11 protein-coding genes are annotated in these 10,137 nt (G+C 67.3%); 7 read left to right on the forward strand and 4 right to left on the reverse strand.

All coding sequences use genetic code 11. The features are described 5' to 3' along the window. Window positions 1-150: 150 nt before the first annotated feature. The 3 genes from ACRDPS_RS15230 to ACRDPS_RS15240 form a co-directional block, all read right to left on the reverse strand. Window positions 151-1,503 (reverse strand): MFS transporter, encoded by a 1,353-nt coding sequence (locus ACRDPS_RS15230; protein WP_431502493.1) that lies wholly within the window; start codon window positions 1,501-1,503, stop codon window positions 151-153. A 75-nt stretch (window positions 1,504-1,578) separates the two neighbouring features. Continuing rightward, on the reverse strand, window positions 1,579-2,853 hold the full coding sequence (locus ACRDPS_RS15235; RefSeq protein WP_431502494.1) for an MFS transporter: 1,275 nt from the start codon (window positions 2,851-2,853) through the stop codon (window positions 1,579-1,581). After that, the gene (locus tag ACRDPS_RS15240) at window positions 2,850-4,220 is read right to left on the reverse strand and encodes an MBL fold metallo-hydrolase (RefSeq protein WP_431502495.1); all 1,371 of its coding nucleotides are present in this window, start codon (window positions 4,218-4,220) and stop codon (window positions 2,850-2,852) included. The genes ACRDPS_RS15235 and ACRDPS_RS15240 overlap by 4 nt, the downstream gene beginning before the upstream one ends. Before the next feature lie 94 nt (window positions 4,221-4,314). Here ACRDPS_RS15240 and ACRDPS_RS15245 point away from each other — a divergent pair, with 94 nt between their 5' ends. Next, window positions 4,315-5,001, forward strand: a complete 687-nt coding sequence (locus ACRDPS_RS15245) for an ArsR/SmtB family transcription factor (RefSeq protein WP_431502496.1) — start codon at window positions 4,315-4,317, stop codon at window positions 4,999-5,001. 208 nt (window positions 5,002-5,209) lie between these two features. On the opposite strand, the gene ACRDPS_RS15250 is transcribed toward ACRDPS_RS15245, so the two are convergent. Further along, the gene (locus tag ACRDPS_RS15250; protein WP_431502497.1) at window positions 5,210-5,770 is read right to left on the reverse strand and encodes a TetR/AcrR family transcriptional regulator; all 561 of its coding nucleotides are present in this window, start codon (window positions 5,768-5,770) and stop codon (window positions 5,210-5,212) included. Between the two features lie 54 nt (window positions 5,771-5,824). Between ACRDPS_RS15250 and ACRDPS_RS15255 the strand changes: the two genes are divergently transcribed. The 6 genes from ACRDPS_RS15255 to ACRDPS_RS15280 all read left to right on the forward strand — a co-directional run bounded on the left by ACRDPS_RS15255 (window position 5,825) and on the right by ACRDPS_RS15280 (window position 9,592). Continuing rightward, entirely contained in the window at window positions 5,825-6,502 is a 678-nt protein-coding gene (locus tag ACRDPS_RS15255) for a class I SAM-dependent methyltransferase (RefSeq protein WP_431502498.1), read from the forward strand. Beyond that, a complete protein-coding gene (locus ACRDPS_RS15260) occupies window positions 6,495-7,223 on the forward strand; it encodes an ABC transporter ATP-binding protein (RefSeq protein ID WP_431502499.1) in 729 nt (242 codons plus the stop codon). Before ACRDPS_RS15255 ends, ACRDPS_RS15260 begins: the two co-directional genes overlap by 8 nt. Continuing rightward, window positions 7,220-7,984, forward strand: a complete 765-nt coding sequence (locus ACRDPS_RS15265; protein WP_431502500.1) for a hypothetical protein — start codon at window positions 7,220-7,222, stop codon at window positions 7,982-7,984. Before ACRDPS_RS15260 ends, ACRDPS_RS15265 begins: the two co-directional genes overlap by 4 nt. A gap of 401 nt (window positions 7,985-8,385) precedes the next feature. Beyond that, window positions 8,386-8,787, forward strand: a complete 402-nt coding sequence (locus tag ACRDPS_RS15270; protein ID WP_431502501.1) for a type IV toxin-antitoxin system AbiEi family antitoxin domain-containing protein — start codon at window positions 8,386-8,388, stop codon at window positions 8,785-8,787. 179 nt (window positions 8,788-8,966) lie between these two features. Next, window positions 8,967-9,284, forward strand: a complete 318-nt coding sequence (locus ACRDPS_RS15275) for an AbrB/MazE/SpoVT family DNA-binding domain-containing protein (RefSeq protein WP_431502502.1) — start codon at window positions 8,967-8,969, stop codon at window positions 9,282-9,284. Next, window positions 9,281-9,592 carry a hypothetical protein gene (locus ACRDPS_RS15280; RefSeq protein ID WP_431502503.1) on the forward strand — a complete coding sequence of 104 codons (312 nt, stop codon included), beginning with the start codon at window positions 9,281-9,283 and terminating at the stop codon, window positions 9,590-9,592. Before ACRDPS_RS15275 ends, ACRDPS_RS15280 begins: the two co-directional genes overlap by 4 nt. Window positions 9,593-10,137: the final 545 nt, after the last annotated feature.

The following is a 10,137-nucleotide window of genomic DNA, read 5'->3' on the forward strand; positions in this document are numbered from 1 at the left end:
CGGTAAACCTGGACCTAGGTACAAGTTGCAAGCCGTGAGATCCGTCTGCGCGTGTCCGCATGGCGGGTGTCGAATCGCTTGCGGTGCTGGTTGTGGCGGCGCGGGGAGCCGCAGGTCGAGGACATTGCTTCGTACCTGCACGCGCTGGCTCTAGAGATCATTGGCAGCCTTCGGCCGGGTCGTTGCGAACCGGCGTCTAGGGGTCTGATGCCAGAGGGCGACGGGAATGAGCAGTAGTGCGAGGAATCCGCCGGCCAGGGAGAGCGTGGCGTAGCTCGAGGCGTCGACCACCACACCGGAGACGGCGCCGCCGGAGGCGCCGGCGATCGCGATGAGGACGTCGACGGTGCCCTGTGTCTTTGCGCGGGTTGCCAGTGGGGTGGAGTCCACGATGAGCGCTGTGCCGCTGATGAGTCCGAAGTTCCAGCCGAGGCCGAGGAGCACGAGGGCGAGGGTGAGCATGGCCATGGAGTCGCCTGGGGCAAGAGCGGAGGTGAGGCCGGCGGCGAGCAGTGTGGCCGCTGAGGCCAGTGCCATCGGGATGCGACCGATCCGGTCGACGAGGCGCCCGGTGATCAGCGATGGCAGGAACATGGCGCCGATATGCATGCCGATGACGAAGCCGACCTGGTCGAGGCTGTGATGGTGGTGGCGCATGTGGACCGGAGTCATGGTCATGATCGCGATCATCGCGATCTGGGTGAGCACCATGATCGTGGCACCGAGGACGACACCGCGCGATGAGCTGGTCGACCTCGATGACATCGCGGGCTCGGTGTCGCCTGGCGGGCTGTCGCTTGGGGCGGTGAGTTCGGTTGCCGGCGCTTCGGCGGGCGCCTGGGTGGCCATGGCTCGTGCGACCAGGAACGGGTCGGGGCGCAGGAACGCGAACAGCACCAGGCCTGCGAGGCCGTATGCGACCGCGGCGAGAAGGAACGGACCGGCCAGCCGGGGGATCCCGATCGTGTCTGCCAGGTCGCCGAGCAGGCCGATGGAGTTCGGGCCGGCGACAGCGCCGAAGGTGGTGGAGACCATGGCGATCGAGACCGCGGTCGCCCTGCTCTGCGGCGGTGCGAGGTCGGTTCCGGCGTAGCGGGCTTGGAGGTTGGTGGCGGTGCCGGATCCGTAGACGAACAGGGCGATGAACAGCAGGACGGGGTTGTCCATGACGGCGGCGAGCACGATGCCTGCGGCTCCCAGGGCACCGGTGAGAAAGCCTGCGGTGAGACCGACGCGGCGACCCGAGCGCTGGGAGAACCGGCCAACAGTGAAGGCCGCCAAGGCGGATCCGAGGGTGAAGAGTGCGGCTGGGAGGCCGGCGATCCCTTCGCCGCCGAGCATGTCCTGAGCCAGTAGTGCGCCGACGGTGACTCCTGCTGCGAGGCCGGCGCCGCCGAACACCTGGGAGATCACCACCACGGTCAGGGAGCGGCGGTACAGGGCGTGACGGGCGGAGTCGTCGAGGGCGGTCTGCTCGATCAGACTGGAGTTTGTGGGGTTCATGCGCCTCTCACGAGTGGTGGGGCGGGAGGGTGTCAAACGTGTGCCTGATCAGCGGAGGGTGGGCACAGGCGGTGCTCACGTCGGCCGTTTCTCGGTGATCCAGCGGGCGGCCAGGAGACCGGACAGTGCGGTGAGGACGGCGGCGGCGACGACCGTGGCTTCGAGTCCGAGGGCGTCGGCGAGGATGCCGGCGACCAGGGCGCCGGCGGCGTAGCCGATGTCGCGCCAGAAGCGGTAGGTGCCCAGCGCGTTGGCCCTCCAGGCGGGGTGGGCGTGATCGGAGATGGAGGCGATCAGCGCGGGGTAGACCATGGCGGTCCCCAGGCCGAGGGCGACTGCGGACAGGATGCCGGCGAGCAGGGGCCAGTCCAGCAGTGCGAGGGCCAGGACGAATCCTCCGGCTTGGACGAGCATGCCGTAGACGATGAGGGGCTTGCGGCCGACGGAGTCGGCCAGGTGGCCGGTGCCGATCTGCCCGAGGCCCCACAAGATGGGGTAGAGGCCCTTGATGAGGCCGACCGCTGCCAGGCCGAGACCGTGGTCGGTGAACAGCAGCGGGAACACGCCCCAGGTCAGGCCATCGTTGAGGTTGTTGACGAGCCCGGCCTGGCTCGCGCCCCGCAGCGAGCGATGTTTCCAGGAGGTGCGGGCGAAGGTCGCCCCTAACCGGGTGCTTTCGGCCGAGGGCGGCGGCTCGGTGTGTTGGGCGAGCTCGAGCGCGACGTGGGCTGCGGTGTCGCGCACGACGATGGCCAGAAGCAGGCCGGCGACCACGAACGGCACGCCGATCAGCTCGGGTACTGGTCGCAGGCCGTTGGTCGAGGCGAGGTAGCCGGTCAGGAGTGCCATCACGCCGACGGCGGTGTACCCGGCGGCCTCGTTCAGCCCTGTGGCCAGGCCGCGGCGTGCGGGCCCGACGAGGTCGATCTTCATGTTGACCGTCATCGACCAGGTCAGGCCCTGATTGGCACCGAGGAGCACGTTGGCGGCCACGATCCAGGTCCAGCTGTCGGCCCACGCGAGCAGGAACGGGACCGGGATCCCGATGATCCACCCGGCCACGAGCAGCTGCTTGCGCCGGAACCGCGCGGTCAGCGCACCGGCGGCGAGGTTGGTCAGCGCCTTGGTGATGCCGAAGGCGATTATGAAGGAGAACACCGCCAGGTCGCTGGTCAGTCCGAAGACGTCGGTGCCGATCAGCGGCACCGTGGTGCGCTCCAGCCCGACCAACGCGCCGACGCAGATGTTGACGATGACAAGCAGCGTGAACTGCAGCCAGTTCTCGCGCAGCCCGAGCCGCACCGGCCGGTCGGAACGGGCTTGCTGATGCGACGTCTCGCTGGACGTCACCGCTCCGGTCCCTCTTCGAGAGGCTGCCCATGCGCGGCGGCGAAGTCGGCAGGGCCCCCGTCCAGGACGGTGACGTCGGTGCGCCCTGCTCGCTCGAGCAGGCTGGCGGCCGTCATGGCCCGCTCGCCGTGGCCGCACGCAACCACCGCTCCTTGGGGCGCCTCGGTGGCACAGGCGGTGAGGTCGCCGAGGTCGATGTTGATGGCCCCGGGGAGGTGACCACTGGCGAACTCCCCACCGCTGCGCACGTCGAGGTAGGGCCCGGCCGGCGCTGCGTCGGCGGTGACGAAGGGCGTGCGACGCACGGGCAGGCCCGCTTCGCGCCAGGCCGACATGCCTCCGCGCAGGGTGCCGGCGAGTTGCTCGTACCCGATGTTGAGCGCGGACCAGGTGATCTCGTCAGCGTCCTGGTCGTCGTTGAGGACGAAGACCAACGGCACCTCGGCGGGCACCAGCCAGCCCAGCCAGGTCGCGAACACCGGCCGGAGCGGGATCGACACCGCTCCCGGGACGTGCCCGGCGGCGAAGTCGGCGGCTGGGCGTGCGTCGATCACGAACCCACCTCCGGCGGTCACGGCGGTGACCTGATCTGCCGTGAGAGCAGGCAGACCGGGAGTCGCCGGGAGGACCGCCGGGCCGCGGCGGTTGACCTGGGCGAGCCGGTCGAAGTACGTCGGGTAGGGCCCGAGGCGGCCGACGAGCTCCTTGACGAACCAGTCCTCATCGGGCGCGCCGAGCAGTGGGTTGGAAAGCTTCTGCTCCGCGATGCTCGACGTACGCTCCCCCCGCGCGGGCGCCGAGCAGAACGACCCCGGACCGTGCGTGGGCCACACAGCCGTCGCATCGGGCAGCTCACGAAGTCGCTGCAACGAGCGATACTGGGCCCGGGCCAGCTCCTCGGTCCGATCTGCGCCCAGCAGGTCGGTACGGGCCGCGGAGTCGACCAGCAAGGACCCGCCGGTGAACACGCCGAGCTCGATCGTCCCGTCGAGCAGGACGAATGAGACGTGTTCGTCGGTGTGGCCCGGTGTGGCCAGCGCTCGGAGCGTCAGGCCGCCCAGGTCGATCTCGTCGCCATCGTCGAGGCCGCGGTGCGGGAACGTTCGATCACCCGTCGCAGAGGCCAGCACAACCGCGTCCTGGTCATGCGCGAGTTGGGCGGCACCGGACAGGAAGTCAGCGTGGAGGTGGGTGTCGGCGGCGAAGGCGACCGTGAGTCCGCGTTGCTCGGCCGCCGCCCGCACGGACCGTAAGTCGCGCGCGGCATCCACTGCCATCGCGCGCCCATCCCCCAGATCCACCAGGTAGGCCGAGTTACCCAGTCCCTGGTCGACCAGCGGGACCAGGTGCTCATCGATGAAACTCATTCCGCACTCCCCACGACTCGCGACGCCTGGGCGCTGGCAGCGCCCAGGAGGATGTCCTACACTATTCCATGGAATCATGGAAGAAGGCGAGACGATGGCAATCACTGAAGCCAAGGCCGACCTGTACGAGGCCTTCGCGACCAGCGGAAAGGCACTGGGCAGCGGCAAACGCCTAGAGCTGTTGGACCTCTTGGCCCAGGGCGAGCGCACGGTCGAGGCGCTGGCCTCCACCGCAGGCCTGAACCTGACCACCGCCTCCGCGCATCTGCAGACCCTCAAGAAGGCCGGGTTTGTCCGCACCCGCCGAGACGGAGTACGCATCCACTACCGCCTCGCCGGCGAGGACGTCGCCCAACTGCTGGCGTTGCTGCGCAAGGTCGCCGAGAACCATCGAACCGAGGTGGGCGCCGCACGGGACGCCTACCTGGGCCCCGATGCGGATCCGGGAGAAGTGGCCCGCCAAGAACTCGTCGACCAGATCGAGGACGGCCGTGCGATCGTCCTCGACGTACGCCCGGCCGAGGAGTACCACGCCGGGCACATCCCGGGCGCGCTCTCCATCCCGATCGATCTGCTACCGGAGCGCATCGACGACCTGCCAGACGACGTCGACGTCGTCGTCTACTGTCGCGGCGAATATTGCGTGCTCGCCTACGACGCGGTCCGCATGCTCACCACCCGAGGACGTCGGGCAATCCGCCTCCAGGACGGCATGCTCGAGTGGCGACTCGCCGACATGCCCGTCACCAAGGAGTCCACGGCAAGCCACTACTCGGCTTGAGCAATCTGTGACGACACCCGACTCCGATCGACCTTCCCGCCTGGTGTCGCAGGACCGGGCACACCTACCTCGGCCCCGTGACTCAACCCCCGTCAGCGCGTACCCGCTACGCGATCCGAGTCACCCCGTCACCCACACCCACCGACCCCGCCTCGCCCTGGCGACCGTTCTAAGGGCGGCGAGCACCGGTTGCGACGCGTCGGGCAAGCTACATCGCCGCTTGGCTGATGCCGTGGATCGCGGCACGAATTCGGCCGGCCGCCAGTTCCGGGTCGGGCTGACCGCTATCCAGCCACGCGATGACCGCGTCCGTCGTCAAAGTCGGGATCAATTGCGCCGCCCAATCCAGCCAGGGCCCTGACGGGATCTGCTTGGCGAGGTTGCTGCGCGCCACCTCCACGGCTGCGGCAGAGAGACTGTCGGTCAGATCTCGGAACTCGCGTTCGCGGTTGGCGAAGCGGAACAGCAGCCGGAAGGCGTCGGGATCCTCGGCGGCGGCATCGAGCAGCGCCGGGATCGCATCGTCCTCGAAGTTGTCGGTGCCCACGCGCTCGGCAAGCCGTTCACACGCCCGGTCCAGAATCGTCCGATAAAGCTCAGCCTTCGAGTCAAAGTGGCGATAGAGGACGACGCGAGTGACACCCGCTTCGTCGGCGACTTCGTCTAGGCCGGTGTCGGCAAACCCGTGTCGAGCGAACGCACGCGTGGCAGCCACCAAGATCTGGGCCCGTCGTTCGGCACGGGGAAGTCGCGTCTTGCCTTCTGTCATGGATGTCACCAGCTCCTCTTGTATATATCGAAGTATACATCTACGGTTGTATACATGCGAGTAAACATTTACCCTGAAGCCGCGACCGTCGGGTCTAGACGGCATCCGCTGTTCGCCAGGCTCTACCCCGCGATGGCACGGGCGATGGACGACGGCGGGATGCGGGCGCACCGAAGGTCGCTCCTGACTGACCTGCGTGGCGAAGTAGTCGAGGTGGGCGCCGGCTCCGGAGCAAACTTTCGCTACTACCCCAGCGCCGTTCGGCACGTCACCGCTGTCGAACCCGAGCCTCATCTGCGACGCGAGGCGACCCGCGTCGCGACTCAAACTGAAGCCTCGATCGATGTCGTAGACGGAGCCGGCGAGCACCTGCCTGTGGCCGACGCCAGCACCGACACAGTGGTCTTCACTCTCGTTCTCTGTTCAGTGCGGGACGTTCAGGCCTGCCTGGCCGAAGCACGGCGAGTGCTCCGTGCTGGCGGAGAGGTGCGCTTCCTCGAACATGGCGTCGCGCCCTCGTCAGGAATGGCGCGCTTGCAATGGGCCATGGATGCCACGATCTACCCGCACCTGGCGGGTGGTTGCCACGTCGGCCGGGATCCGGTGCGGGCCATCACCGACGCCGGATTCCGAATCAAGGCGACGCAAAGCTTTCTGTGGCCGCAGGCCAGCACCCCTATCTCGTTCCACACGAGCGGCGTGGCTGTGCTGGGAGGCGATAGCTGTGCGTGAACCAATAGGCCGGATCGAGGTAAGCGGGCTGACTAAGCACTTCGGTGGCGTCGCGGCCGTCGACGACGTGAGCTTTGTCGTCGAACCTGGATCAGTCACCGGATTCCTCGGCCCCAACGGTGCAGGCAAGACCACGACACTGCGAATGGTGCTCGGTCTCGTTCGTCCCGACCAGGGCCGAGCAACCATCGGCGGAACGCTGTACACCGACCTGGCCACGCCCATCGAGCTCGTCGGCGCGGCCCTCGAGTCCACCGGATTCCACCCCGGGCGAACTGGCCTCGACCATCTCCGCATCTACACAGCAGCCGCAGCGCTACCACGCTCGCGCGCCAGCGAGGTCTTGGAACTGGTCGACCTCAGCCACGCCAGCAACCGCAAAGTCGGTGGCTACTCCCTCGGTATGCGGCAACGCCTGGCCCTGGCCACCGCCCTATTAGGTGATCCCGCCGTCCTGATCCTCGACGAGCCGGCCAACGGACTCGATCCCGAAGGGATCGTCTGGCTACGCAGATTCCTCAGGGACTACGCCGCCGGCGGCCGCAGCGTACTCGTCTCCAGCCACGTGCTGACCGAGATGCAGCAACTGGTCGACCGCGTGGTCATCCTCCATCGCGGCCACGTGGTGCAGCAGGCCACCCTCGCCGACCTCACCCAAACCCACGGCAACCTCGAGTCCGCCTTCTTCGACCTCACCGCCAGCCAGGAGCCCCTGTCATGAGACACCTGTTCGCCGCCGAGATCGCCAAACTGCTCTCCACCCGGCTATGGCTGTGGCTGCTCCTGGCTTCGATGGCGCTGACCGCCCTCTACGCATCGCTGCTGATCGGATTCAGCAACGACCCCGACACCATGACCGCACCGCTGCATACCGCAGCCGGCCAGCAGACCCTTTTCTCTGTAGCCTCGGGCGGCGCCAACACCCTCGCCGCCGTCTTGGCCGCGATCGGCATCACCGGCGAATTCCGCCACCGCACCGCAACCGCGACGTTCCTCACCACGCCACGTCGCGGAAAGATAGTGGCTGCGAAGCTGGTGACCTACGCCGTCGTGGGCGGGGGATACGCGACCGCCTGCCTGCTGACTGTCGCCGCGATCGCCTGGCCGTGGCTGCACGCGAGGGACATCGACCTGATGCTGTTCGGCAACGGGCTTCCCGGCACCTACGCCGGGGTCGTCGCCGACGTGATCATCTTCGCAGTCATCGGCATCGGCCTCGGCGCCTTGCTCCGCAATCAAGTCGCCACCGTTGTCGGCCTTCTCGTCTACCGCTTCGTCGCCGAGCCCATCCTGACCGCGGTACCTGCCACCTCCGAGTGGACTGCCTACCTTCCCGGATCCGCCTCCGCAGCCCTCACCCAGGTCTCCCTCAGCACGCAGAACTATCTCGACCCCTGGCTGGGTGGGCTGGTACTCGCCGGGTACGGACTACTCCTCGCGGCCGTCGGTTCTCTGGTCTCGATGCGCCGCGACATCACCTAGACGTGCGATTCGGAGGGTCGATCACTGCCGTGGTCGCTCCAGCATCATCCGAGGCCAGGCCTTCGACGTCGCTCCGCGAATACTCGCACTTTCACGCCTGCACCCGCTCGGAGGGTCAGCGCGCTCGAGTTGAGGCGGGTCGTGTCGGGTCGCGTTGGGGTGGACCGCGCGATGAACTCGACGTCTCCAGTGCTCATCGACTCCTATCCTCGCCGCCGTACGCCGCTCACCGCGGCGGACGTCGAGCGGATCACCCCTGCGATCGCAGCCACACACGCCGCGACCACCCGAACCGTCTGCTCCTCCGCCTGGCGTCGATGGGAGCCTGCGCGAATCTGCAAGGGTGGATAAAATCCACTCACTCTCGCCGCGAGAGTGTATGGGTTTTATCCATGGTGGGAATGAAGTCACTTCCAGCGACGTTCACGACACGAGCGGCCCTGCAGGCAGGAGTGCATCCGCGGGACCTGTATCACTGGCGGGACGACGGTGAAGTCATCGAGCTCTCGCGCGGGGTCTTCCGTCACGCGGATGCGCCCGAGCCCTCGCTCCCCGAGCTCTTGGCGGTTGGGATGCGGGCTCCGGAAGCAATCGTGTGCTGCGTGAGCGCTGCGGTGGCACACGGGCTGACCGACGAGATGGAGCCAGCCGTCCAGATCGCGGTCTCCTCGGCGCGTAGTGCACCGCGCATCGTCTATCCGCCGACCAGCGTGTTCCGGTTCGATGCCGAGACGTTCGAGGTCGGCCTCTCGCAGGTGGAGGCGGCCCCGGGAGAGTTCGTACGCATCTACGATCCGGCGTGAACCGTGGTGGACCTGATGCGACTGGCACTGGACATCGCGAGCGCGCGATGAATCGGCTGACGAGGGAGAGACTGCTGACGGCCGAATGCAGCGGGGTGTGCTCGAGTTTCGCGCGGGATCCTTGTCGTTCTGCTGCTCTGCCGCTTTTCTGCACGGCGGTTTCGGGGCATCATTGTGGTATGACTGCAGAGGCTCACGAGTACCACGGCTACGTCGGCGTACAGCGCCGCGGCGTGATCTCCCTGCCCGCTGAGCTGCGCAAGCGCCTGCATCTCGACGAGCCCGGTGCGCAGCTCGAGCTGACCGAGCGCAGTGACGGTGTCATCGAGCTTCGTCCGGCTCTGCCGGTCCCGGCCGACCAGAAGTGGTTCTGGACACAGACCTGGCAGGAGCGTGAGCGAGAGGTCGATGCCCATGTCGCGGCCGGTGAGGTGGCTGTACATGACAGCGGTGAGGACTTTCTGGCCCATCTTGATGACCTCCGCCCGGCCGAGTGAAGTTCGAGACGACGCCGGCGTTCGATGCTGACTTCCGGCGACTCAAGCCAGAGCATGCGGCGCAGTTCAAGAAGGTGGTGCGGGAGAAGTTTGTTCCTGCATGTGATGCGTACGTAGCCGATCCGGCGACGCCGTGGCCCGCATCGTTGCGAGTCAAGTCGGTCCGCTCAGCGCCCGGCGTCCTTGAGATGACTTGGTCGTTCGCGAGCCCTGACGGGCGAGCGACCCTCGAGCTGGTCACGGTCGAGCGAGAGTTGCGCGTGCGGTGGCGCCGGGTCGGTGACCACGACGTGTTCTCGAATCCCTAGCCCTATCCACTCCGCGAATACTCCGCGAAAACCCTGTCGAGAGACTCCGAGATCGGCCGAGGCGATGAGGTAACGTGGCACTCGTCAGCGAAGTCGATGATGGATGTTCGCCCAGGTCAAGCGGTGGTTTCTCGGGGCGGGCCGAGAAATCTCGAGAGATCCGGAGGCCGGCGCAAGGCGCCAGGCACCAAGAGAAGGCCAGGGGTTCGAATCCCCTCAGCTCCACCAAACGGAACCCCGTCTGACCTGCGGAAACGCACCGGGTCAGGCGGGGTTCCTTCGCGTCTGAGGCTGCCGCCGCGGCGAAGGATCCCCCTGATACCCCTTCGAGCGGTCAGGCGGGCCGAGCCAGCCTCGTCGGTGACGGCTCCGAGGGGTGCAGGCAGGTCCTCCCTTGACTATCCGAGAATGGGTCAGTAATTATTGACTCAATGGATGCTGAGCAACAATCCGAGCTGGAACGCCGGGCCACAGTGCACGCGGCACTCGGCGACCCAGTGCGACTTCGGATTGTTGACAGGCTCCAGACAAGTGATGCCTCCCCC

This window comes from Nocardioides sp. (assembly GCF_050699375.1).
GTDB lineage: Bacteria > Actinomycetota > Actinomycetes > Propionibacteriales > Nocardioidaceae > Nocardioides.